The organism is Rhizobium sp. AN80A, assembly GCF_030053015.1.
Lineage (GTDB): Bacteria > Pseudomonadota > Alphaproteobacteria > Rhizobiales > Rhizobiaceae > Rhizobium > Rhizobium metallidurans.
In genome coordinates this window covers 409,913-433,020 of the sequence record NZ_JASJPX010000002.1, presented here as the reverse complement: position 1 = coordinate 433,020, position 23,108 = coordinate 409,913, and the positions used below count along the sequence as shown (strand labels likewise).

22 protein-coding genes are annotated in these 23,108 nt (G+C 60.6%); 10 read left to right on the top strand and 12 right to left on the bottom strand.

Going from position 1 to position 23,108, the window contains the following annotated elements; all coding sequences use genetic code 11:
- The first annotated feature begins 25 nt into the window (after window positions 1–25).
- From P3R82_RS08465 to nadC, 4 genes are all read left to right on the top strand, one after another.
- Entirely contained in the window at window positions 26–925 is a 900-nt protein-coding gene (locus tag P3R82_RS08465; protein ID WP_111564551.1) for a hypothetical protein, read from the top strand.
- Between the two features lie 67 nt (window positions 926–992).
- Complete coding sequence (gene nadA, locus P3R82_RS08460) at window positions 993–1,964, top strand: quinolinate synthase NadA (protein WP_111564552.1); 972 nt, start codon at window positions 993–995, stop codon at window positions 1,962–1,964.
- Window positions 1,961–3,499 (top strand): L-aspartate oxidase, encoded by a 1,539-nt coding sequence (locus tag P3R82_RS08455; RefSeq protein ID WP_111564553.1) that lies wholly within the window; start codon window positions 1,961–1,963, stop codon window positions 3,497–3,499. Before nadA ends, P3R82_RS08455 begins: the two co-directional genes overlap by 4 nt.
- 1 nt (window position 3,500) lies before the next feature.
- Window positions 3,501–4,352, top strand: a complete 852-nt coding sequence (nadC, locus tag P3R82_RS08450) for a carboxylating nicotinate-nucleotide diphosphorylase (protein ID WP_111564554.1) — start codon at window positions 3,501–3,503, stop codon at window positions 4,350–4,352.
- A gap of 565 nt (window positions 4,353–4,917) precedes the next feature.
- On the opposite strand, the gene P3R82_RS08445 is transcribed toward nadC, so the two are convergent.
- The 11 genes from P3R82_RS08445 to P3R82_RS08395 form a co-directional block, all read right to left on the bottom strand.
- Window positions 4,918–5,211, bottom strand: coding sequence for a type II toxin-antitoxin system RelE/ParE family toxin (locus P3R82_RS08445; RefSeq protein ID WP_283193674.1), 294 nt, complete (start codon window positions 5,209–5,211; stop codon window positions 4,918–4,920).
- Window positions 5,208–5,450 carry a type II toxin-antitoxin system ParD family antitoxin gene (locus tag P3R82_RS08440; RefSeq protein WP_111564556.1) on the bottom strand — a complete coding sequence of 81 codons (243 nt, stop codon included), beginning with the start codon at window positions 5,448–5,450 and terminating at the stop codon, window positions 5,208–5,210. The genes P3R82_RS08445 and P3R82_RS08440 overlap by 4 nt, the downstream gene beginning before the upstream one ends.
- Window positions 5,451–5,606: 156 nt before the next feature.
- The gene (gene ugpC, locus P3R82_RS08435) at window positions 5,607–6,674 is read right to left on the bottom strand and encodes a sn-glycerol-3-phosphate ABC transporter ATP-binding protein UgpC (RefSeq protein ID WP_111564557.1); all 1,068 of its coding nucleotides are present in this window, start codon (window positions 6,672–6,674) and stop codon (window positions 5,607–5,609) included.
- 68 nt (window positions 6,675–6,742) lie between these two features.
- The gene (locus P3R82_RS08430; RefSeq protein ID WP_283193673.1) at window positions 6,743–8,038 is read right to left on the bottom strand and encodes a D-tagatose-bisphosphate aldolase, class II, non-catalytic subunit; all 1,296 of its coding nucleotides are present in this window, start codon (window positions 8,036–8,038) and stop codon (window positions 6,743–6,745) included.
- Window positions 8,035–8,988, bottom strand: coding sequence for an SIS domain-containing protein (locus P3R82_RS08425; RefSeq protein WP_283193672.1), 954 nt, complete (start codon window positions 8,986–8,988; stop codon window positions 8,035–8,037). Before P3R82_RS08425 ends, P3R82_RS08430 begins: the two co-directional genes overlap by 4 nt.
- 11 nt (window positions 8,989–8,999) lie before the next feature.
- Entirely contained in the window at window positions 9,000–9,857 is an 858-nt protein-coding gene (locus P3R82_RS08420) for a carbohydrate ABC transporter permease (protein WP_111564560.1), read from the bottom strand.
- On the bottom strand, window positions 9,857–10,774 hold the full coding sequence (locus P3R82_RS08415; protein ID WP_111564561.1) for a sugar ABC transporter permease: 918 nt from the start codon (window positions 10,772–10,774) through the stop codon (window positions 9,857–9,859). The genes P3R82_RS08420 and P3R82_RS08415 overlap by 1 nt, the downstream gene beginning before the upstream one ends.
- Window positions 10,771–12,024 carry a sugar ABC transporter substrate-binding protein gene (locus P3R82_RS08410; RefSeq protein ID WP_111564562.1) on the bottom strand — a complete coding sequence of 418 codons (1,254 nt, stop codon included), beginning with the start codon at window positions 12,022–12,024 and terminating at the stop codon, window positions 10,771–10,773. Before P3R82_RS08410 ends, P3R82_RS08415 begins: the two co-directional genes overlap by 4 nt.
- 38 nt (window positions 12,025–12,062) lie before the next feature.
- Window positions 12,063–13,013, bottom strand: a complete 951-nt coding sequence (locus tag P3R82_RS08405; protein WP_112435605.1) for a BadF/BadG/BcrA/BcrD ATPase family protein — start codon at window positions 13,011–13,013, stop codon at window positions 12,063–12,065.
- A complete protein-coding gene (locus P3R82_RS08400; RefSeq protein WP_111564564.1) occupies window positions 13,010–13,804 on the bottom strand; it encodes a DeoR/GlpR family DNA-binding transcription regulator in 795 nt (264 codons plus the stop codon). The genes P3R82_RS08405 and P3R82_RS08400 overlap by 4 nt, the downstream gene beginning before the upstream one ends.
- 153 nt (window positions 13,805–13,957) lie before the next feature.
- The gene (locus P3R82_RS08395) at window positions 13,958–15,274 is read right to left on the bottom strand and encodes an alpha-glucosidase/alpha-galactosidase (RefSeq protein ID WP_283193671.1); all 1,317 of its coding nucleotides are present in this window, start codon (window positions 15,272–15,274) and stop codon (window positions 13,958–13,960) included.
- A gap of 98 nt (window positions 15,275–15,372) precedes the next feature.
- On the opposite strand from P3R82_RS08395, the gene P3R82_RS08390 reads away from it, so the two are divergent.
- Together P3R82_RS08390 and P3R82_RS08385 are read left to right on the top strand one after the other, a co-directional pair.
- Window positions 15,373–16,230: a helix-turn-helix domain-containing protein gene (locus P3R82_RS08390; protein WP_283193914.1), complete on the top strand. Its 858-nt coding sequence runs from the start codon at window positions 15,373–15,375 to the stop codon at window positions 16,228–16,230.
- A gap of 558 nt (window positions 16,231–16,788) precedes the next feature.
- Window positions 16,789–17,388 carry a hypothetical protein gene (locus P3R82_RS08385; RefSeq protein WP_111564567.1) on the top strand — a complete coding sequence of 200 codons (600 nt, stop codon included), beginning with the start codon at window positions 16,789–16,791 and terminating at the stop codon, window positions 17,386–17,388.
- Between the two features lie 40 nt (window positions 17,389–17,428).
- Here P3R82_RS08385 and P3R82_RS08380 read toward each other — a convergent pair whose 3' ends face one another.
- Window positions 17,429–17,608, bottom strand: a complete 180-nt coding sequence (locus P3R82_RS08380; protein ID WP_111564568.1) for a toprim domain-containing protein — start codon at window positions 17,606–17,608, stop codon at window positions 17,429–17,431.
- 1,041 nt (window positions 17,609–18,649) lie between these two features.
- Here P3R82_RS08380 and P3R82_RS08375 point away from each other — a divergent pair.
- The 4 genes from P3R82_RS08375 to P3R82_RS08360 all read left to right on the top strand — a co-directional run bounded on the left by P3R82_RS08375 (window position 18,650) and on the right by P3R82_RS08360 (window position 23,106).
- Window positions 18,650–19,486, top strand: coding sequence for an alpha/beta hydrolase (locus P3R82_RS08375; protein ID WP_349294050.1), 837 nt, complete (start codon window positions 18,650–18,652; stop codon window positions 19,484–19,486).
- A gap of 78 nt (window positions 19,487–19,564) precedes the next feature.
- On the top strand, window positions 19,565–20,242 hold the full coding sequence (locus P3R82_RS08370; protein ID WP_111564597.1) for a gamma-glutamylcyclotransferase: 678 nt from the start codon (window positions 19,565–19,567) through the stop codon (window positions 20,240–20,242).
- A 105-nt stretch (window positions 20,243–20,347) separates the two neighbouring features.
- Complete coding sequence (locus P3R82_RS08365; RefSeq protein ID WP_113177587.1) at window positions 20,348–21,511, top strand: isovaleryl-CoA dehydrogenase; 1,164 nt, start codon at window positions 20,348–20,350, stop codon at window positions 21,509–21,511.
- On the top strand, window positions 21,511–23,106 hold the full coding sequence (locus tag P3R82_RS08360) for a carboxyl transferase domain-containing protein (protein ID WP_111564571.1): 1,596 nt from the start codon (window positions 21,511–21,513) through the stop codon (window positions 23,104–23,106). Before P3R82_RS08365 ends, P3R82_RS08360 begins: the two co-directional genes overlap by 1 nt.
- The last annotated feature ends 2 nt before the right edge of the window (window positions 23,107–23,108 follow it).

Genomic DNA, 23,108 nt, shown 5'->3' with positions numbered 1-23,108 from the left:
TGTTGCTAAATTCAGGGAGAATTGCTTGACGATCGGGCTTGCCCACGCGGAACTCATGGCTGTTGTGGCAGCCGTCACCAGCAACGAGCCACGTGTGATGACGGTGCGTTCCGGCGAAGCCTTGCCGTCCGGCCCGTTCGAGCTTGGACATCGCACGCTGCAGAGCGGCTTGCGCGAATGGATCCAGGAGCAGACCGGCCACCCGATCGGCTACCTTGAGCAGCTCTACACATTCGCCGACCGGGACCGCAACAACGACATTCGTGGCGGACGAACGATCTCGATCAGCTATCTCGGGCTGGTGCTGGAACAGGATGCGCCAGGTGCGGGCCGTCCGGCATGGCATGGGTGGTACGAATATCTGCCGTGGGAGGATCATCGGCAGGGACGACCCAAGGTTCTGGATGCGATCATCGAGAAGCTCCGGGTCTGGGCCGATGTCGACCCAAGACGTCGCGACGAGCGTCACCAGCGCGCCGACTTCACCTTCGGCCTCGATCACGGTGGCTGGAACGAGGATCTGACGCTGCAGCGATACGAATTGCTCTACGAAGCCGGGTTGGTGACAGAAGCAGGTGATGTGAGCGACAATTTTGGCCGGCCGATGTTTGCCGACCACCGCAGGATCCTGGCGACCGGCATAGCGCGCCTGCGCGCGAAGATAAAATACCGCCCGGTCGTCTTCGAGCTGATGCCGAGCGCGTTCACCTTGCTGCAGCTGCAGCGAACGGTCGAGGCCTTGGCCGGCCTTTGCCTCCACAAACAGAACTTCCGCCGCCTTATCGAGCAGCAGGAGCTTGTCGAGGAAACCGGTGGCATCACCAGCGAAACCGGCGGCCGCCCCGCCAAGCTCTTCCGCTTCCGGCAGACGGTCGTCGAAGAACGCGCTCTATCAGGGACAAAGCTGCCTCTCGCCCGCAATTGACATATGCTCACTGTGAGAATATCTATTTCTCCTAGATATACTCGAACTGAGTATAATGGAGGATGAGATGAATACCGCAGTGTCTGCCGCGTCGCTTTACAACCGTGTCAGCCGGGTCATTCCCAAAGCGGAATGGATGAGCTTCGAGGAGGATGTCGAGGCAATCCTGGAGCTGAAGCGCAAACGCAACGCGGTCATCCTCGCGCATAACTATCAAACGCCGGAGATCTTCCACGGTGTCGCCGATATCGTCGGTGACAGCCTGGCGCTTGCCCGCAAGGCAATCGACGTCGACGCCGACGTGATCGTGCTCGCGGGTGTGCATTTCATGGCCGAGACGGCCAAGCTGCTGAACCCGAAAAAGACGGTTTTGATCCCCGACACCGAGGCGGGCTGTTCGCTGGCGGATTCCATCACGCCCGAGGACGTCGCCCTGCTGCGCAAGGCTTACCCCGGCGTTCCCGTGATCACCTACGTCAACACATCGGCCGCTGTGAAGGCAGCATCTGACATCTGCTGCACATCGGGCAATGCCAAGCAGATCGTCGAGGCGCTCGGCGTTCCCAGAGTTCTGATGATCCCCGACGAATACCTGGCACGCAACGTCGCCAAGGAAACGAATGTCGAGATCATCGCCTGGCACGGGCACTGCGAAGTGCATGAACTGTTCTCCGCCGAAGATGTTCGCCAGCTTCGGGAGAACCATCCCGGCGTCACCGTGCTCGCCCATCCCGAATGCCCGCCGGATGTCGTGGCGGAAGCCGACTTTGCAGGCTCGACGGCGGTCATGTCCGACTATGTCGGAGAGAAGAAGCCTGCCCGCGTCGTGCTTCTGACCGAGTGCTCGATGAGCGACAACGTCGCGGTGCATCATCCCGATGTCGAGTTCATTCGCCCCTGTAATCTCTGCCCGCACATGAAGCGCATCACCTTGCGCAACATTCGAACCGCGCTTGAGGAAAACCAGCACGAAGTCGTCGTCGACGCCAATGTCGCGACTGCTGCTCGCCGCGCTGTCGAAAGGATGCTGGCGATATGACCGAGATCCTCCAAAACCTCGCGGATCGACCGGTCATTGTCGGAAGCGGGCTTGCCGGGCTGATCGCGGCATTGACGCTGTCTCCCGAGCCCTGCGTGCTCGTCACCCGCGCACATCTCGGCGCCGAGAGCTCGAGCGGGTGGGCGCAGGGTGGCATCGCGGCATGCATCGGTGCAGATGATAGTGTGGACCTGCACCTTGCCGATACCCTCGCTGCCGGCGATGGCCTTTGCGATGCCGCTGCAGCCGCCGAAATTATTGCTGAAGCGCCGTCCGTGATCGGAGCCTTGCAGCGTCTCGGCGTCTCGTTCGATCAAGATGGCAATGGGAGTCTGGCGCTCGGCCTGGAGGCTGCCCATTCGCGTCGGCGCGTCGTGCATGCCGGCGGCGATGGCTCGGGTGCGGCCATTATCGCCGCCCTCAAAAGGGCGGTCCATGCCGATCCTGCAATCACCGTTATCGAAGGGGTGGATGCGCGGCGGATATTGACGACTGATGGCGTTGTTTCCGGCTTGCTCTGCGCCAGTTCTGGCGGGGGCATGGTCTTGCCGTCGTCGCGCATTCTTCTCGCCACCGGCGGCATTGGCGGACTGTATGAGGCGACGACCAATCCTGCCGGCAACTTCGGCCAGGGGATCGTGCTCGCCGCGCGCGCGGGTGCCGTGCTCGCCGATATGGAATTCGTCCAGTTCCACCCGACCGCACTTGACGGCAATCGGCGCCCTCTGGTCCTGATCAGCGAGGCGGTGAGGGGCGAGGGCGCCGTGCTGATCAACGAGCGCGGCGAACGCTTCATGAGGCATGTTGCAGGTGCTGAACTCGCGCCGCGCGATGTTGTCGCGCGTGCAATCAGCGCCGAGATCGCCCGCGGCGGCCGCGCCTTTCTCGATGCGCGCCAAGCGATTGGCGCGCGCTTCGCCTCGCGCTTTCCCACGATCCATGCCGCTTGCCGCTCGGCCGGGATCGATACCGCCGAGCAGCCGATCCCCGTTCGCCCGGCCGCGCATTACCACATGGGCGGTGTTGCGACGGATCGAGCCGGACGCAGTACCGTTGCTGGCCTTTGGGTCGCGGGTGAGGCCGCTTCGACCGGATTGCATGGCGCCAACAGGCTCGCCAGCAATTCGCTGCTGGAAGCCGCCGTCATGGGCGTGCGCGCGGCCAACGACATGAGATCAAAGCTGACGGCGGTTACGCTTGGATATGTTCCGCCCATGCCGAGCGTGCCCGACACGACGACCGTGCGCCCAATTGTCTCCCGGCAAGTTGGCGTTCTGCGCGGCGCGGTCGGCATTCACCAGGCGATTGAGGAGCTGTTGCCTGTGGCAGAAGGCAATGACATAGCGGCCGACCCCGCGATCGTCGCGTTGATGATCGCCGTCTCCGCAAGCCTGCGCACGGAATCGCGCGGGGCGCATGCCCGGACCGACTATCCGTTGAAGCACGCGGTTGCTGAGCGCAGCCGGATAACGCTTGAACAGGCGTTGCAGATCGCCCGTTCCGCAAGCTCATCAAACTTTGCAAGGAGTGCATGAAATGCACGTCACATCTCTTCCACGTCTCGTCATCGAACCTGCGGTCAGAACAGCGCTTGCCGAAGATCTGGGAATGGCCGGTGACGTCACCTCGGCCGCAGTCATTCCTGAAAAGCACATGTCGACCGTCGTCATGGCCGCGCGTCAGCCCGGCATTGTCGCAGGATTGGATGCCGCAGCCCTTGCATTCGAGCTGGTCGATCCCGCGATATCGGTCGCCCGGCACATCCGTGAGGGAAGCACGGTAGGGCCGGGTGACGTGATCGCCACCATCAGCGGGCCGTCCAGAGGAATACTGACCGGTGAGCGCACAGCGCTCAACTTCCTCAGCCATCTGTCAGGGATAGCAACGGTGACCGCATCGATCGTCGAAGCGGTTGCCGGCAGCGGCGCGGCCGTCGCCTGTACCCGCAAAACGACGCCGGGACTAAGGGCGCTCGAAAAATACGCGGTGCGCGCCGGCGGCGGGATGAACCACCGGTTCGCGCTGCATGACGCGATGCTGATCAAGGACAATCACATCGTGATTGCCGGTGGTGTCCGGGAGGCTCTGCGTCGGGCTAAAGCAGCGGCGGGACATATGCTGAAGATCGAGATCGAAGTCGATACGCTCGATCAACTCAGTGACGTGATGGAGGAGGGTGTCGATGCGGTTCTTCTCGACAATATGGGGGCCCGGCAGCTCAGCGAAGCGGTGGCGATGGTCGGAGGACGTGCAATCACGGAGGCTTCGGGGCGCATAACGCCTGAAACCGCGCGCGACATTGCAGCATCGGGGGTCGATTTGGTCTCCGTCGGCTGGATCACCCACAGCGCGCCCATTCTCGATATCGGTCTTGATTTCCGCGCTTGATAAGGCACCGAGGATAAACGGACGGCGATGGCAACGGCGTTGAAGGCGGTTGACTCCCGCGAGAGCCACCCCATGACCTCTTTCAGCGTCCGGCGTTCCTGATCGGCTTCCATCGACAATGCCTGACGAACGTCGGATCGCGGCGCAAGCGAGCGGGCCACATCCAGGCTATCGCCAAGACCATGACCGCCGTACGTGATGAAGGGGTAAAAGAGGAAAGATGAGCGGCTCAGCGCAGCAACACAAATCATATCAACAATATAAGGCTGATATATACGCTGGCTTTGTGCGTGCTATCAGGCACACCTCGACTTCGTGAAACGCAAACTCGACAGTGTCGGCCATCCCTCCCACTCGCGATAAGATGCACCTTTCAGCCTTTGCTTGCCATCTGGTGTCAGCTCGAAGAGAGTTTCAAGTAAGGCGCCTACTAGCGAGAGGCATCTCTGCGTAGCCAAGGTTGGATAGTCACTTCACGGCGTCTATGGCCAAAATCATCGGCTCTTTCTTTTAGACGCCGGGTAAGCCAGACACGGCACAGGGGAATACAGAGGCTGCGCTAATTTTAGAATGCATCGCTCGCCCAATCGTCATGACCGTGTCGAATTCGGATAATCAGAATCGAATCGTCGTCCTCGATCCGATAAACTACGAGATGAACCTTGAAAGGATGAACTCTAACCGGCGGATGGATTTCGTCTCTTTCGCGGGCGATAAGCGGATTGCCTGCGATCAGATCCAATAGGCCGTAGAGATCATCGTGATAACGTCGCGCCTGTGCGACGCCGAACAGACGAACGCCTTGCGCCGCGATTGTAATAATGTCTTCTTCTGCCTCGACTGAGAGCTTGAAACTCATGAGTTGCCGGCGCGAGCCGTAGCTTCGGCAAAGAGTTGGTCTTTGGATCGAGTACCGACGCCACTTTCAAGCCCGTCGTCGACGAAGCGCTGCATTGCGGCAATCTTGTCATTGCGCGATTGGTCCCGCCTGATCAGGTCCCGCACGTAGTCGCTGGCATTGGAGTATCGCCCGGTTTTGGTTTGCGCCTCGACCCAGTCCTTCATCGGGTCAGGGAGAGAAACATTCATTGTCGCCATAGCAGGCCTCCATCTGTCCGATCTTCATTACTGATATTGGCAAACTTTGTCAAAAATCCGAAGGTCTCACACGGATCGACGATGAGGGGGCGCCTGTCGCGCTAGCGTCAACCGCCGCTGCAACGGCTTATCGCTGGTCACAGTCAGTCGGTCCCATCACACTCGCAACGCCTTCTCGGTAACTGCATCGAAGAGTTGCACTTTGGTCAGCTCTGGTGCGATCGATATCGAGTCGCCAGCGTGCAGCGCAAGACGGTCACGGACGGTTGCCACGATCTGCACGTCTCCAAGGCCAGCCGTGATCTGCGTTTCAGCGCCCGTTGGTTCGATCAAGGTGACGTCAGCCTGCGCGCCACCCTGGTTGATCGTCAGATGTTCCGGGCGGATGCCATAGATGACCTGCTGGCCGCGGGTGACTGGAACGTCGGCGGGAATGGGCAACCTCGCGTCTCCATTCGCGATAAACTCGATGGGACCTTCGGCACTGATCTGGCCTTTGATGAAGTTCATTCCCGGCGAACCGATGAAGCCGGCGACGAAGAGGTTGGTCGGGCTGTCGTAGAGGTCGAGCGGCGATCCGATCTGCTCGACATGACCATCGCGCATGACGACGATCTTGTCTGCCATGGTCATCGCCTCGATCTGGTCGTGCGTGACGTAGATGGTGGTGGTTTTGAGGCGCTGGTGCAGTTGCTTGATTTCCGAGCGCATCTGGACGCGCAGCTTGGCATCCAGATTGGACAATGGTTCGTCAAACAGGAAGACCTGCGGCTGGCGCACGATGGCGCGCCCCATGGCGACGCGCTGGCGCTGGCCGCCGGACAGGTTTCTTGGATGGCGGTCGAGCAGTTTTTCCAGCCCGAGAATTTGAGCTGCTTCACGCACGCGTGCCTTGATCTCTTCTTTCGGTGCCTTCGCCAACCTCAGGGAAAAGCCCATGTTGGCCTCCACCGTCATATGCGGATAAAGAGCATAAGACTGGAACACCATGGCGATGTCGCGCTCCTTCGGGGCGACGTCGTTGACGACACGCCCACCGATCGAGATGCGTCCGCCGGAAATCTCCTCCAGGCCCGCGATCATCCGCAGAAGGGTGGATTTTCCGCAGCCCGAGGGACCGACAAGAATGACGAACTCGCCGTCCTGAATGTCGATATCGACCCCATGAAGGATTTCCAGGTGACCGTAGTTCTTGCGGGCATTCGCGACGCTGACTGACGCCATAATTCTCTCCGACTGAAACTGTGTGACGTGTGGCCGCCGTACCGGCAGCCTGCCGCACCACTTGAAATTTACTGGCTGGCCGTGGCCGTGGAATAGGGCGCCAGCGCCGCATCGATTGCGGCGAGGCAAAGATCGCGAGCTCGTGGCGCCACGCGTCCTGTCACGACGTCAGGATAAACACGAGCGAGATACTGGCTGATCAGCGTTTCCGGGATCGGATCGGGAAGCGCTTGCATCAGCGTTTCCACCGCGCCGGCAGCCTGCCTGTCGGGCCAATAGTAGCGGATACGGTCGCTGTAGCTGAAGTGGCGCTGCAGCCTCAGTTCCTCGGCAGACCCTGTGTAGTGACCCGCCCAGTGTCGCGGCTGGCTCAACATGATCGCTTCCATCTCGGCATGCAGGCTATCCGACCCGCCATCAAGTACCTGCCTGATGGCATCAAGCCCGTAGAGCGCCTCGCGCAGTGCGAAGGTCAAGCCGGGGCCGACTTTCACGATCGCGAAACCGTCATCGACGAGAGCCGAAAGCTCGGCAACGGTCTGGTAATCCGTCGAATGGGCCTCGAAGAGGAGTCCCGGCATCCGGGAAAGCGACGATGCCAATCCCTGGGCGCGGTCCGGCTTGTAAAGGACGACATTCGCATTCCCAAACTCGACGCCTGGCTGGACGACGATCCCGATCACGCGGTCCATGGCCGCTCCGGCGCCAGCCTTCTCGAAAGCCGATGCGTGGATGGCAAGCGTCTTCAGGGCGGCATCGGGAGAGGTGACCTCAAGCTCCTTGATCGCATGCGTCGCGCCGCCGGGTGGAGGGACCTCGGTGCCGATGATATACACCGGAGGCCGTTGCCGGATGCGGCGTGCCGTTTCCTCCGCGACCCGTGCCAGACGTGCCGCCCTTTCGGCGGTTACCTCGTCGTCGAGCGCCGGCGGTTCCCCAGCGCATCCCATCGACGTGTCAAGATGCAGCTTCTCGAAGCCTGCCTCGACATAAGCCGCGACCATTACCTCGGCTTGAGCAATGGCTTCGTCCGCACCCTGCTTCTTCCAGGGATTGGGACCAAGATGATCGCCGCCGAGGATGATCCTCTCCAGTGGGAAACCGACCTCTGTGGCGATCCGCTCAATGAACCGCCGGAAGGCTGCCGGAGTCATGCCCGTATAACCGCCTTCCTGGTTGACCTGGTTGCAGGTGGCCTCGATGAGGACCACGGTGCCTTCCCGTGCCGCCCGCCGCAAGGCGGCCTCGATCACGAGTGGATGTGCCGAGCACACTGACGTTATCCCGCGCGGCAAGGCTTGTTGGCGCGCGCCAAAAAGCTTGGAGAGCGCGCGCTCACGATTTTGATCGAGGGCGTCGCTCATACCAACGTTACAACCTTGGTCAGGTGTCGCGGCGATACCGTGTCTATGCCTCTCGATTGCGCGACACGCTCACCGAGCATCTGCAGGGCAGGGAGAACGACGAGTGCGGCGAGCGAAAGATCGGCGTCGACAGCGAGTTCGATATCGCCAGGTCCGCCGAGGCCGATGACGATAGCGCCCTTTTCCCGCAGCTCTTCGACGAGTTTGGCTTCGGCATCCTTCTGGTCGGTGCTGTAGAGCATGACGGTCGCGGTCTTCTCGTCCACAAGGCTGATTGGGCCATGGCGATATTCAAGCGGATGGAAGGGCTGGGTCAGGACCTGGCTCATTTCCATCAGCTTCAGCGCGCCTTCGGCGGCCAGGCCGAAAAGCGGACCGCCGCCAAGAAAAACGAAATGGCTGCGATCGAGAACCTGTTTGCTGAGCGAAGCGTCGAGCGCATCAGCGAGCTCTTTTGCGGATGCCACGGCCGATGCGGGGATCTCATGGCCGATCATCTGCAAGCCAAGCAGCAGCATGAGGCTGGCCGAGACCGACATGACGATGCCTTCCTCGCTGTGGGTCGGCGAGGCGACGACGTCGTCGCTGCATTTTGCAAGCGAGCTCTCGGCCTCGACGGTCAGCGCGGTGACGAAGGCGCCGTTTTCCCGGCTCTTCTTGGCGGCAGCGACCGTCTCGGTCGTTTCACCGCTGCGCGAGATCGCGACGACATGCGTTTTCTTCCAGTCCGGCCAGAAGAATGATGGACGATTGAGCCATTCAGCGCCAGGCACGGCGATCGCACGACGACCGGCATTGTTCGCATGGGCCGCCAGCGACATGGCGAGGTAGTAGGATGTTCCGCAGCCGACATAGACGAGCACGTCGTCGCGCGTGGTCGCGGTGTTAGAGCCCAGTGCCTTCTCCCAGAAGGGGAACTGCTCGCGGATGACTTTTTCGGTCGTGTTCATGGTGGCTCCGATTACTTGACCGAGCCGGCCAGCAGACCGCTGACGAGGTATCGGTTGAGGAAGATGACGACGAGGGCGGGGATGACGATCGCGATGGAACCGCTAGCCGTGATCAGCCCGTAGTCGATGAAGTTTTTCGTGACGAACTCGGGAATGAGAACAGTCAGTGGCTTGGTCGCCTGCGGCGAGAATATGAGGGGCACGAGATATTGCCCCCAGGCGCCGAGGAAGGTGAGGATCGCGGCAGCGGTCAGGCCGGGACCGGCCAGCGGCAGCACGATGTTGAAGAAGATGTAGAGACGTCCCGCGCCATCGAGCTGCGCGGCTTCCTCCAGCGCCAGGGGCAGGGCCTCGAAGACGCTGCGCAGTAGCCAGAGCGAGAGCGGCAGGTAGGCCGAGACATAGATCAGGGCGACGCCGACATAGGTATCGACGAGATGCATCTTGATCATGATCTGGTAGAGCGGGATCAGCACCGCATAGGCCGGGATCGCCAGCGTCGCGACCACAAGGCCGAAGAGCGCGTTGCGGCCGGGGAAGCGTATGCGGGTGAAGGCGTAGGCGCCCAGCGCGGAAATGGCCACGCAAAGGAGCGTCGCGGCCGCCGAGGTGACGACGCTGTTCAAGAGCGCCGCGCGAAACTGCCGCCACACCTCAACGCCGCCGATACGATCGACGTTGATGCCGAGCAGCCGAGAGTAGTGATCTAGCGTGAAATGTTGAGGGAAGAAGTTGATTGGCCGGACGGAGAAGTCGTCCGTCGGCGTCACCGAACTGGCGACCGTCCAGTAGATCGGACCGAGCGACCAGATCAATAGCACGGCGACGCCGATCCATATCATCAGGCGATAAAGAAGGGTGGGTTTCATCAGTCGAACCGTGTGTTGCGATAGACCCGAAGGACGTAAATGAGCGAGACGAGAAGCGAGACGAAGGTGATGACGACGGAAAGCGCCATGCCGTATGAGAACCGCAAGTTCTGGAAGGTCTCCAGATAAATCTGCACGAGGATCGGTCGCGTCTCGAGACTGGAGCCGGCAAGAACCCAGGCCTCGTCGAAAAGATTGAAGGCGTTAACCGTGGCGTTGGTCATGGCAACCGCGATCGCGCTACGAACAAGCGGAAGCGTGACAAGCGCGAACATCTGCGGGCGTGTCGCGCCATCGATGCGTGCCGCTTCATAAAGATGCGAGGGAATGCTCTGCATCGCCGCGAGAACGATGACGATCGTCAGCGGCATCATGCGCCAGACATGCACGACGGTGACGGCAATGATCGCGCTCGTCCGATCGTTGAACCAGACGTGGTTTTCGAAGGGAAGGCCGAGCGAGGTGAGGATGCCGTTCAGCAGGCCCGCGCCAGGCTGATAGATCCATAGCCAGATCACGGAGTTGACGACACCGGGAAGCGCCCAGGGAAGAATGACCGCCGCGAGAACCCACTGCCGGCCGACCTTCAACTGATTGATCAGCGAGGCGGCGAGCACGCCGAAGACCGTTTCCGCGAGCACTGCGAGCACGACATAGATGAGCGTGTTGACCCAGGTCGTGCCGAGCTGCGCGTCCGACAACATGCGCGTGTAGTTTTCCAGGCCGACGAAGGGCGTGCCGGCCTGCATCGGATTGACCCGGTGAAGGCTGTCCCAAAGCGTTCGCGCCATAGGATAGAAGACGAGCGCCGTCATGGTGATGAGAATGGGCGACACCAGCAGCACGCCGAGAATGGTGTCGGCATTCAAGCCGACACCCTTCTTGGCCGCGGTCTCCTTATAGGCGACAGCAGTCATTGCGCCATCGCCTGCTTGGCGGCGTAGGCGATGCTTTCGACAGCCTGGTCAACGCTCATCTGACCCTTGGCAGCGCTGTTGATCGCGGTGTTCACGCCGCTGGAGAACTGCGGGTACCAAGGGGGCGTGCCCTGCGGGAACAGCGCCTCGACCGTCTTAGACTGCGCCACGAGCGCATCGCCGCTGTTCAGCTTGCCTTCCGAGTTGAGCTCGGCCAGTGCCGACGTGCGGGTCGGCAGGAAGCCGTTCGCCATGTTCTTCTTCTGGAATTCGCGGCTCGTGAACCACTTGACGAAGGCAACAGCCGCTTCCTTGTTGGGCGAGACGTTCGGGATCGCAAGCGCCTCCGGCAGGCCGAAGCTGCGAGTCTCGCCGCTTTCGGTCGGAACCAGGATCGCCTCGACCTGACCGGCGACCTTGGACTGCTTGGGATCGTTCATCTGTCCGAGACGACCGGGTTCGCCCGAGATCATGATGCTGGTCAGACCCTGGGAGAACATACCCTCGTTGATCTGGCTATCCTTGAGACCAGTGGAAGCCGGATCGACCAGGCCTTCCTTCAAAAGCATCAGTTCGAATGCCAGCGCCTTGTAGCCGGCGGAACCGGGCTTGGTGAAGAGCGGGTTGAAATCCTTGTCGAACAGCTCGCCGCCAAATGCCTTGGTCAGCAAGTACCAGCTCGTCGAGGCACCCTCTGTCGCGGACACCGGCAGGCCGATCGGATAGGTGGCGATGCCCTTTTCCTTGATTTTCTTGGCCGCTGCCACCAGCTGGTCGAGCGTCTTCGGGGTCTCGGTGATGCCGGCATCCGCGAAATGCTTCTTGTTGATGAGCATCACGCGGAAGTCGTTCGAATAGGGGACGCCAAGCAGCTTTCCATTGACCGTGAAGATCTTGGCAACGCCGATGTCCTTGGTGGAGTCCGCGTCTATCACATCGTTAAGCGGCATATACCAGTCGGCTGCCGCGAACTGGCCCGTCCAGGACCAGTCGAACTCGGTCACGTCGGCCGGCGCCGTGCCGGCAACCAGTGCCGTCACCAGCTTCGGGCGGATATCGTCCCAGGAAAGCGTCTGCAGGTCGACGTGGATGCCAGTTTCGGCTTCGAACGCGGCGGCAATATCGGGGCCCTGCGGCGACGGCATCAATACGGTGATCGATTCACCGGCAAGCGGCTTGTCTTGCGCGGCCGCCGGAAGAGCGACGGCCAGGGCGGCTGAAGCGAGCAGTGATAAGATTGTTTTACGCATGTTCCCATCCTTCTTTGTTATCAAGAATTTACGTGATTTTATTGCGCAAACGCCGCATTTGCCGATGCGACGACGTGCCCGATCCAGCCTTCGTCCATGGGCCAGTCGAGAAGTTGGGCGGCAGCGAAGAGCGCTCCGCCGATCGGGGGTAGTTTCGGAGCAATCGGGGGGCGACCGATGCGTCGCTCGAGGGCTTTCAAAAGGATCGTGCTTCGGAACGTGCCGCCGGCAAATGTCCAGTCGGCTCCCGGTTCACAGTGGCCGGCGATCGCACGGTGGTGCTTGGCGAGCTCGTCCGCCGCGAGGTCGAGGAGAACAATGGCGGCCGTGTCGCCGTTTAGTGCGGCCTTGTCGACCACGGCGGACAGCGCAGCGATGCTTGACCGTTTCGCATCAGACGTCGCCCAGGCACCGAGGCTGTCCATCGGGTTGGTTGGGTCGAGTTGAAGGTGATCAAAGACAGCCTTTGCCAAGGCGGTCGGCGGCAGACGTCCATCCAGGCTCTGGCTGACAAGATTGAGCGCCAGCCTGCCGATCCAGTAGCTGCTGCCTTCGTCGCCGATGATGTCGCCCCAGCCGCCGGTCCGGGCGGCTTCGCCCCCTGCATTGCGCGCCCAGGCCATGGAACCGGTTCCAGAGAGTACGAGAATACCCGACTTGCCGGCGAGCGCGCCGAGATGGGCGGCATCGACATCGTTGAGAACGCGTGTCCGCGCATTCGGGAAGGCTTGCGCGATGGTTTCTTCCAACTGTTGGGAAAGATGGGCGACCTCTCCGTAAACGGGCAAGGCGGCCGCCACGGCGGTCAATCGCCTTTCGCCGCGAAACGGTTCGATCCGCGCCTCGAGTTCGGTCCGCCAGGCTGGATTGTCCATGGCGTTGACGCCACCACCCAAACCGGTACGAAGGATGCGTCCGCTGCGATCGGCAAGCGCCACCATCACCTTTGTGCCGCCGCCGTCGATGCCGAGGATCAGGTCGGTGCTCAAGACTTCGCTCCCTGGTCGGCGAAAATTGTCTCGACGGCAAGGTCGCCAAGCTGCGCGCGCCAGTCCTTCGACAGATCGGCATCGGTGATCAGCTTGGCACTGTTCAGCGGCGCCACCTTGTAGGTTGCCGTCGTGCCGAATTTCGAGGAGTCCGCGAGTACGAAGCGATGGCTGGATCGGGTGAGCATCTTCCGATTGAGGCTCGCTTCGGCGCTGTCCACGCTATAGATCGCGCCATCATTGCTCACCGCGCTCGCGCCGAGAAACAGCTGGTCGAACCAGATCGTTTCCAGCATGGCTTCGGCCTGGGGGCCGACGAGCGATGCATTTTCGCTGCGCAACTGCCCGCCGAGCAGGACGACGTCGAGGTTCGGGACGTTCATGAACTCCTGCGCCACGATCAGCCCGTTGGTGAAGATACGCAGCGGCATGGGATTGATGCGGATCAGCTTGGCCAGCTGGAGCACCGTCGTGCCGGCATCGAGGAAGATTGCGGTGCGGGGGTGAAGGCGCTCGTGGGCCGCATTCGCAATAGCGCGCTTGGCAGCCAATTGACGCTTCTCGCGCTCCTGAAACGCGAGCTCCACCGAAGACCCTTCGGCGATGCGGGCGCCGCCGTGTACCCGATCGATCGCGCCAGCCTCCTGCAAAAGCTGCAGATCGCGCCGCACGGTCGCGAGCGAAGCGCCGACCGCATCCGCGATGTCCTGGATCGTGGAAAATCCGTTCGCATACAGATGACTGCGGATGAGGTCTTGCCGATCGGTCTTGAGGCCGCCGCTCTGGTTCAAGGCATGCTCCCTTTTTGGCTTTATAATTTCAATCAGGTTTTCATTTGAAAAGATCAATGTCAATCACTATTATGATTTTTTATGATCGTTTTCCTTGCGCACAAAGAAAACGGCGCCTTAAACAAGGCGCCGCTGAAAAGGGTAGGGGTGTGCTCAGTGATACTTTGGCAGCAGGTCGCCGTGTTGTTCGATCAGATCATCCACCATGTGCCAGATTTCGTCGGGCGACAGCTCGGCGGATGTGTGCGGATCGAGCAGCGCGGCCTGGTAGATGCGGTCCCGCTTACCCGTCAGCGCTGCCTCGACGGTCAGTTCCTGCACCGAAATGCTCAATCGCATGACGGCTGCGAGCTGCGATGGAATCCTGCCGATCCGCGTCGGCTGGATGCCATTGCGGTCGACATGGCAGGGCACCTCGACGATGCATTCCGGCGGAAGATTCTCGATCAGGCCGTTGTTCGGAACATTGCCATAGATCAGCGCCGGCTTTCCGGTCACGGCCGCGTGGATGATGCCGGCGGCATACTCGTTGCTGCGGCACACCTCGATCGGCTTGCCACCCTCGAGGTCCTTGCGCAACGCATGCCATTCGGCAATCTGCACCTCGCATCGGCGGATATACTCGTCGAGCGGTATGTTGAGTTGCTCCACCAGTTCCGGCCGGCGATCCTTGATGTACCAGGACGTATATTCCGAGAAGTGCTCGCTGGATTCGGTGACGAAATGGCCGAGCCGTTTCAGGGCATCGAAACGGACACGATCGTCGGCGGGAGCCTTGCCCTCATCCGCCAGCGCCTTCAGCCTCGGATAGAGATCTTCGCGGCCACCATTCGCTCCGATCTTCTCGTATTTGAGAAAGAACGCGATGTGATTGATACCGGCGGAGACGTAGTTGATGTCGTCGATATTCTCTCCAAGGCACGCTGCAAGGTGGCTGGCGGTGTGTTGCACGCTATGGCACAGGCCTACATTGCGGATGGTCGGAGCGATCTCCTTGATGGCCCAGCAATTGATCGCCATCGGGTTGACATACTGCATCAACAAAGCATTCGGGCACACCTCCTCCATGTCGTGGCAAATGGCCTCGAGTACCGGGATTGTTCTGAGACCCCGGAAGATACCGCCGATGCCGAGGGTATCGGCAATCGTCTGTCGCAAGCCGTATTTCTTCGGCACGTCGAAATCCGTGACCGTTGCTGGCTTGTAGCCACCGACCTGCATCATCAAGATGACGAAGTCCGAGCCCTTGAGTGCCTCGCGACGATTGAGCCTCGCCTCGATCCGCACCGAGGGCAACTTCAGCGCCTCACATATGCGTCGCGCGACAATCTCGGACGTCTTCAGACGCTCCGGATCTATGTCGAAAAGGCTGATTACATAATCATGGTCGGACGAGGTCGATAGCACGTCGCCCAGAATGTTCTGGGCAAAGACCGTGCTTCCGGCTCCGACGAGGCAAATCTTTGGCATAAGGTTCTCCTTTGATGAGATCGACCTTTCATGCCCCTTTTAATTGGGACTTTCTTCTCGATAATAGGGAAATTATTCTCGGATCGGAGCAGACGACGATGAACGGAGAAGAAGCTGGCACGCAAGGCAAGTGGCTCGGCTCACCACGCGACTTTCTCGTTGAAGAGCATATGGCCGATACGATGACGTCAGCGCATTGGCACGATCACATCGAGATCAATCTGCTTCGCGAGGGCTCGATGACCTACCTTTTCAACGGAAAGCAGGAGCATGTCGAGGCGGAGCGTCTGGTCTTGTTCTGGGCGGCGATCCCCCATCAAACGATTGTCGTGACGCCACAATCACCGCTCGTCTGCGCCTATCTTCCGCTCGCGGACTTTCTGGCAATGCCGATCGAGGCAACCGCCAGACAGGCCATCCTGCAAGGGGCGTTCATACAGGAGCCCAATCCCGCCGAAGGCGCGACGCTTTCAGGCGCCCGGTGGGTCCGTGAATGGTCCGCTGGCGATCAGGCGCGGCGGCAACTGGTCAGCGATGAGGTTGCTCTTCGTGTGCGCCGGCTTATCCTTGACCATGCAGACGCTGGCATCACCCGCCGCGAAGCGACGGCGCTCGCCGGTCCGGGTATACGCTATACGCAGGCTCTCACGGAGATAATCAGCAAGCGCTACCGTGAACCACTGACGCTCGCATCGATCGCGAAGCTAGCTCGCGTGCATCCCACAACCGCCAACAGGGCGTTTCGCAACGTGCTAGGGATATCTGTCATGGAGTACCTGACGCGGTTTCGGTTGTCGCGTGCCATGCAACGGCTGGCGGAGACTGACGACCCGATCCTTGAGATCGCACATGACTGTGGTTTCGGTTCCCCCGCGCGTTTCTACGCTGTTTTCAAACACCATACGGAAGACACCCCTCGCAACTTTCGCATGATGATGCGGATGAGAGCGGGCTAAGCTAGGTGTTCGATTTGTTGAGCCAACTCCCTTTCGGCCGTCGGAAGCGAACCATTGATCGTCCAGGCGCAGATAGATCCATATCAATTTTCGAAATCAGTCTTCCGGCCAGATGACGGTAGAAACGAGCAGAAAGGCCGCCTCTCACGAGGCGGCCTCGATCTCTTGTGCTCGTGCACAGAGCAATCGCTACTACGCATTGTTGTTCGTGCGACCCGAGACTTTCGACCAGCCCAATGCGTGATAGAGCACGATCGCACCGATCGTTTCGGCGCCGATGCCGTCGAGCATAATCCTGCGACTTCAAGCTTGAAGTTGCCGGCGCCAAGCGCGAGCACGACGCCGACCGACGCCTCTTGAGCAACTGATCGTATCAGAATGATGCCAGCGTCGCGGGAAGAAAAAAGGGCCGACGGCGAAAGCCGCGGCCCATAAAGTTTGAAGGTCGACGCATTTTAATGTCCGCATGAAGGAAGTTGCCGGTTGCCGGGGTCATCCACAACCCATAGACTGTGGCAATCATATGGATCACCGAAATCCAAACTGGGGGAGCCCTCAATGACCCAGCAGTCAATCTTCGAGCTTCATCGGCTCCGAAACATCGAAGCCAATCTCGGGACGTTGCGTGTGGTGGGCGCAACCCTGCCGATCTGGATTATCGGCGTCCCGCTGGTGGATTTGTTCCCTAATCACGGCAAGGGATTTGCATCCGCGGTCTTTGCGATCACATCCATTTTTTTCATACTGGCAATTGCTCGTCACGTGCTTTGCAGCTGGATCGTGGGTCCCGACCATCGATTTTTCAACGACGCTCGGCGAGTTGCAGCCTTCATCGATCGCACTAGGGAACGCGGCTACATCCCCCTGCGCGGACCATCCAAGCTGTTCAAATTGAAGGCGCTCAATCTGCTCCTCCTGCTTATCGGTTGGGCAACCCTGCTGTCGTTCATTCTTGGTGGATACCGATATCTGATCGACGGCTTGAGCGCCGGGCAACCGTGGCCGACCTATGCCGGAGTGATCTTCGAATGGGGAATGCCAGCGGCAATGCTGAGCTGCATCTGGCTCGCAATCCGCGGCAGCGTGCGGGTGGTCCGTAGCACCGACCCCAACGATCTTCCATTGAAGCAGTCTCAAAACGACCCGAACAGACACTAACCGTCGAAACGGCTCGTCTATGCCGCAGGATAAAGGGAGGTCAAGCGAACCTTCCGGACTGTTTCACCACATCGTTCCAGTCCTCGGCGGCCGGTCGCAATCGACGATATGAGCAGCCGACATCCTGCGCCAGAGCGCGCAGTCGATCTGCGAAAACGTCACCTTGAGAATTGTTATCGCTCGCTGCGACCAATTGAGTATCGGGGCGCTCGCCAAGCACCGAACCTTATGGCTATTCCGTTACCCAGCCCGAACAGGTTGCGCTTGGCCGCACGATCGGCGCCCTTTTGGAACTTGAGCTGAGTGATTTGACCAAGACCTTCGAGGAGATGCGCTCCGACAAGGTACGCCAGGCCGCCGAACTGATCGGCGCGGCTTCGTCACAATGTGATGAACCTCGGCATCAATCAGGGATCGTGGGCCGAGGACCCTTGCCATGACCGGCCCGAAGGACGTGCTGATCTTGGTGACGCTGCCGCCACATCAGCCGATTTCGCGGCCGATTCTCAGCTGCCGCGACGAGCCGTCTCAATGTCATCACCATCACCGACCGCACCTCGATGCTGGAGGCTCACCATTATTCCAAAGTCGTTCTGTCCTGCCATGTCGCGAGCTTCGCCCTCGGTCCTTCGCATACGACAATCCTCAGCACGGTAAGACTTCTGGCACTGACCTACGCTGCTCACGCCGGTCGATCCGCGCAGCAGCGCGCCGAAATCATTTCGGCCATCCACGAAGAATTGGGTGATTTCGGCTGAGACGCTTGCTCGCAGCCGGGCCTTTCCGGCGTTGAGGACTGATGATCCGTGCGAGCTGGCAAACCACTAGCCACATCGCGTGAGAGAACTGACGCAATTGAGGTAGCAAAGCATAGGTGGGGCAGAAGCGCCTGCCTTGATCGACGGCTCGCGGGATCGACGCGCGATCGGCTCGTGACCGACAGAAAGTCTCTCATCGCCGGTCACCCGAAACCTTCTTCTCCATTGTTGCAAATTAGGCAATTAAATCGAAAGCATTAGTGCAATTGTTTGCGTCCCTCGATCCGTGGCAATTTCCAGTCATCAGCCGAGCAACAGCGTCGTCTGAAGCTTGAAACGACAAGATTACGGGATATGAAATGACCGAGATTTTTTCTTCCATGACGCGTCGCCGCGCACTGCTCTCCGCCGGCGCGGCCGCAACGACCATGGCAATCTCACCCGCCTTTACATTCGCAGCGAGCGCTGCGCCCGCAAACACTAAAACAGAAGGAAATACTGAAATGGCTACCATCACCACCAAGGACGGCGTCGAAATCTTCTACAAGGATTGGGGTCCGAAGGACGCACAGCCAATCGTCTTCCACCACGGCTGGCCGCTGTCGTCGGATGACTGGGACGCGCAGATGCTGTTCTTCCTGTCGAAGGGTTACCGCGTCGTTGCCCATGATCGCCGCGGTCACGGCCGCTCCGCCCAGGTTGCCGACGGACACGACATGGACCACTACGCAGCCGACGCATATGCCGTCGTCCAGGCGCTCGACCTGAAGAACGCCGTCCATATCGGCCATTCCACCGGCGGCGGTGAAGTTGCTCGCTATGTCGCGAAGTTCGGCCAGCCGGCCGGCCGTGTCGCCAAGGCTGTTCTGGTATCGGCCGTTCCGCCGCTGATGCTGAAGACCGAAAACAACCCCGAGGGTCTGCCGATCGAAGTGTTCGATGGCTTCCGTGCCGCGCTTGCCGCCAACCGTGCGCAGTTCTTCCGCGATGTCCCGGCTGGCCCGTTTTACGGTTTCAACCGTGATGGCGCCAAGGTTCAGGAAGGCGTGATCCAGAATTGGTGGCGCCAGGGCATGATGGGCGGCGCCAAGGCGCACTATGACGGCATCAAGGCCTTCTCCGAAACGGACCAGACGGAAGACCTGAAGGCGATCACCGTTCCGACGCTTGTCCTGCACGGCGAAGACGACCAGATCGTACCGATCGCGGACTCCGCGCTGAAGTCGGCCAAGCTCCTGAAGAACGGTTCGCTGAAGACCTACCCGGGCTTCTCGCACGGCATGCTGACTGTCAATGCCGATGTGCTGAACGCCGACTTGCTCGCTTTCGTGCAGTCCTAACGAAAAGACCTGGCCGTGGCGGACATCCGCCACGGCCAGTTGCTCCATTTCCTTGACCTGATACAGATCGATACCACCATGCAGCTGACGCCCGAACTTGTTGCCCTGACCATCCGAGATGTCCGTGATGACGGACCGGAGCCGGGCTGGACGCCGCTTTCGGAAGCTGAGCTTGACGATCTCGTCGACAGGATTGAACGCGAAGCGGCAGGTGAGCCTCTTCTCGTCTTTGCCTATGGGTCCCTGATCTGGAACCCGGAGTTCGAACCCGCCAGCCGCGAACGAGCCACCGCTTATGGCTGGCACAGGTCGTTCTCCTTGAAAATTCAGCGCTGGCGCGCAACCAGCGACCAGCCCGGGCTGATGATGGCGCTTGAGCGCGGCGGCCAGTGCGATGGTATCGCCTTCGAGCTTTCAGCCGATCGCCGCCGCCAGGATCTGCGCGCGCTCGTCGCGCGCGAGATCAAGTATAGTGAAGTGATCGACATGGTGCGCTGGCTTCCGGTCAGAACTGAAAGCGGCGCCAAAAAAGCCCTGACATTCTGGGCCAGCACCAAGCGGGCCGGACTGACGAAACCGCTGCCGGCGGCGGAAGCTTCCTCGCTGATCGCGGCAGCCTGCGGTCAGGGCGGCTCCTGCGCCGAGTATCTACACAACACGATCGTCGATCTTCAGGCGGAGGGCATCCGCGACCGTAACCTATGGCGCCTGCAGGCGCTGGTCGCAGCCGAGATTTTGGCGCGGCGCAAGGCGTAGCCCATTGTGCCTACCGGCAACCTGCCAGGAGGCGATGGCGTTGATACGATTTTACTAATCGCATTCGTCGCGGTAGCATGATCGCGGTCTGGGAGGACTGGCGACATGCTGGAGTTGGATTTCGGGTTATCCGAAATGGCGGAGGCTATCCGTGAGACGACGCATCGGTTTGCGACAGAGCGTATTGCCCCGCTTGCCGCGAGGATTGACGAGGAAGACTTGTTCCCGGTCGAAATCTGGCCCGAGATGGGCGCACTTGGCCTTCACGGCATTACAGTGCCCGAAGAGCATGGCGGCCTTGGGCTTGGCTATCTCGAACACGTTATTGCGTGCGAGGAAATCAGCCGCGCTTCGGCATCGGTCGGCCTGTCCTATGGCGCGCACTCCAATCTCTGCATCAACCAGATTTCGCGATGGGGAACCGCCGAACAAAAGCAGCGATACCTTCCCTTTCTGATATCTGGCGCGCATGTCGGCAGCCTTGCCATGTCGGAAGCGGGCGCCGGTTCGGACGTGGTCTCGATGCGCCTGCGCGCCGATAGGGTCGATGGCGGTTACCGCCTGAACGGCACCAAATTCTGGATCACCAACGCGCCTTATGCCCATACGCTGGTCGTTTATGCCAAGACCGTTCCCGATGGTGGCTCGAAGGGCATTAGTGCTTTCCTGGTCGAAAAGGGTTTTGAGGGTTTCTCGATCGGGCAGAAGATCAACAAGGTCGGCATGCGGGGCTCACCGACCGCGGAACTGGTTTTCGACGACTGCTTCGTTCCGGAAGAAAACATCATGGGCCCGCTGAATGGCGGCGTTAAAGTGCTGATGTCCGGGCTCGACTACGAGCGCGTCGTGCTCTCAGGTATTCAGCTCGGCATCATGCAGGCCTGTGTGGATGTGGTGCTTCCTTATATCATGGAGCGCAAGCAGTTCGGAGCCCCGATCGGGAGTTTCCAGCTGATCCAGGCGAAGGTGGCGGACATGGTCGTGGCACTGAATTCCGCCCGCGCCTACGTTTACGCAGTGGCACGAGCCTGCGATGCCGGCAAGACGACGCGGCATGATGCAGCCGGGGCCATTCTTTATGCGTCGGAGAGTGCGGTCAAAGTGGCCGAGCAGGCGATCCAGGCTCTGGGCGGCGCGGGATATACGAAAGACTGGCCGGTGGAGCGGTATTGGCGGGATTCGAAATTGCTCGACATCGGCGCCGGTACCAACGAGGTGCGCCGCATGCTGATCGGGCGCGAAGTCATAGGTGCTGAGGGGAGGGGCTGATGCCGGAACTGCAGACCATGCTCGATTCCAGCTCGAAAACCTTCGCCGCCAATCATGCGCATAATCTTGCTCTGGTGGAGACACTTCGATCCAAGGTGGCGCAGGCAGCCCGAGGTGGTTCCGAAAAGCATCGCGAGCGGCATGTCGAGCGCGGCAAGCTTCTCCCGCGCGACCGCGTCCAGCGCCTTCTCGACCCCGGCTCGCCGTTTCTCGAGATCGGACAGCTTGTCGCCAATGGCATGTATGACGACGAGGCGCCCGGCGCGGGCATGATCGCCGGCATCGGGCGTGTCTCGGGCGTCGAATGCATGATCGTGGCGCACGACCCGACGGTGAAGGGCGGCGCCTATTTTCCGATGACGGTGAAGAAGCATCTGCGGGCGCAGGAGATCGCCTGGGAAAACCGACTGCCCTGCATCTATCTGGTCGACTCGGGCGGAGCCAATCTGCCGCATCAGGCCGAGGTCTTTCCAGATCGCGATCATTTCGGGCGCATCTTCTACAATCAGGCGCGGATGTCGGCGGCGGGCATCGCCCAGATCGCCTGCGTCATGGGGAGCTGCACGGCGGGTGGGGCTTACGTACCCGCGATGTCCGATGAAACCGTCATCGTGCGCAACCAGGGAACGATCTTTCTCGCCGGCCCGCCGCTGGTGAAGGCGGCGACGGGTGAGATCATATCCGCCGAAGAACTCGGCGGTGCCGATACGCACGGCCGGAAATCCGGCGTCGTCGACCATGTCGCCGAAAACGACGAGCACGCGCTCCTGATCGTCCGCGACATCGTCGCCACGCTCAATCGGCCGAAGCGGGTGGATATCGAGGTGGCCGAGCCACAGCCGCCTAAGCTCGATCCGGAGGAGCTTTATGGCATTGTTCCGCGAGACGTGCGCACGCCATACGACGTCCGTGAGGTCATCGCCCGTATCGTCGACGGATCGGAGTTGCAGGAGTTCAAGGCGCTCTATGGCACCACGCTGGTCTGCGGTTTCGCGCGTATCTGGGGTATCCCGGTCGCCATTCTCGCCAATAATGGCGTGCTCTTCTCCGAGAGTGCGCTGAAGGGCGCCCATTTCATCCAGCTTGCTTGCCAGCGGCGCATCCCGCTGCTCTTCCTGCAAAACATCTCCGGCTTCATGGTCGGCGGAAAATATGAAGCCGAGGGGATTGCCAAGAACGGCGCGAAACTGGTGACAGCGGTGGCAACGGCATCGGTGCCGAAGGTAACGGTGCTGATCGGCGGCAGCTTCGGCGCGGGCAATTACGGCATGTGCGGCCGAGCCTATCAGCCGCGCTTTCTGTTTACTTGGCCGAATGCGCGCATTTCCGTCATGGGCGGTGAGCAGGCGGCCTCGGTTCTGGCGACCGTGCATCGCGATGCCGAGAGCTGGAGCGCCGATGAGGCCGAAGCCTTCAAGGCGCCCATCCGGCGGAAGTACGAGGACGAGGGCAACCCCTACTACGCAACCGCGCGGCTGTGGGACGACGGCATCATCGACCCCGCTCAGACACGCGACGTGCTCGGCCTGGCCTTCGCGGCGACGCTGAATGCGCCGATACCAGAGCGCGCCCAGTTCGGTCTGTTTCGCATGTAGTC

Coding starts and splice junctions, on each gene's coding strand:
- nadA (WP_111564552.1), top strand. CDS start 993: ATGAATACCGCAGTGTCTGCCGCGTCGCTTTACAACCGTGTCAGCCGG.
- P3R82_RS08455 (WP_111564553.1), top strand. CDS start 1,961: ATGACCGAGATCCTCCAAAACCTCGCGGATCGACCGGTCATTGTCGGA.
- nadC (WP_111564554.1), top strand. CDS start 3,501: ATGCACGTCACATCTCTTCCACGTCTCGTCATCGAACCTGCGGTCAGA.
- P3R82_RS08445 (WP_283193674.1), bottom strand. CDS start 5,211: ATGAGTTTCAAGCTCTCAGTCGAGGCAGAAGAAGACATTATTACAATC.
- P3R82_RS08440 (WP_111564556.1), bottom strand. CDS start 5,450: ATGGCGACAATGAATGTTTCTCTCCCTGACCCGATGAAGGACTGGGTC.
- ugpC (WP_111564557.1), bottom strand. CDS start 6,674: ATGGCGTCAGTCAGCGTCGCGAATGCCCGCAAGAACTACGGTCACCTG.
- P3R82_RS08430 (WP_283193673.1), bottom strand. CDS start 8,038: ATGAGCGACGCCCTCGATCAAAATCGTGAGCGCGCGCTCTCCAAGCTT.
- P3R82_RS08425 (WP_283193672.1), bottom strand. CDS start 8,988: ATGAACACGACCGAAAAAGTCATCCGCGAGCAGTTCCCCTTCTGGGAG.
- P3R82_RS08420 (WP_111564560.1), bottom strand. CDS start 9,857: ATGAAACCCACCCTTCTTTATCGCCTGATGATATGGATCGGCGTCGCC.
- P3R82_RS08415 (WP_111564561.1), bottom strand. CDS start 10,774: ATGACTGCTGTCGCCTATAAGGAGACCGCGGCCAAGAAGGGTGTCGGC.
- P3R82_RS08410 (WP_111564562.1), bottom strand. CDS start 12,024: ATGCGTAAAACAATCTTATCACTGCTCGCTTCAGCCGCCCTGGCCGTC.
- P3R82_RS08395 (WP_283193671.1), bottom strand. CDS start 15,274: ATGCCAAAGATTTGCCTCGTCGGAGCCGGAAGCACGGTCTTTGCCCAG.
- P3R82_RS08390 (WP_283193914.1), top strand. CDS start 15,373: ATGAACGGAGAAGAAGCTGGCACGCAAGGCAAGTGGCTCGGCTCACCA.
- P3R82_RS08385 (WP_111564567.1), top strand. CDS start 16,789: ATGACCCAGCAGTCAATCTTCGAGCTTCATCGGCTCCGAAACATCGAA.
- P3R82_RS08375 (WP_349294050.1), top strand. CDS start 18,650: ATGGCTACCATCACCACCAAGGACGGCGTCGAAATCTTCTACAAGGAT.
- P3R82_RS08370 (WP_111564597.1), top strand. CDS start 19,565: ATGCAGCTGACGCCCGAACTTGTTGCCCTGACCATCCGAGATGTCCGT.
- P3R82_RS08365 (WP_113177587.1), top strand. CDS start 20,348: ATGCTGGAGTTGGATTTCGGGTTATCCGAAATGGCGGAGGCTATCCGT.
- P3R82_RS08360 (WP_111564571.1), top strand. CDS start 21,511: ATGCCGGAACTGCAGACCATGCTCGATTCCAGCTCGAAAACCTTCGCC.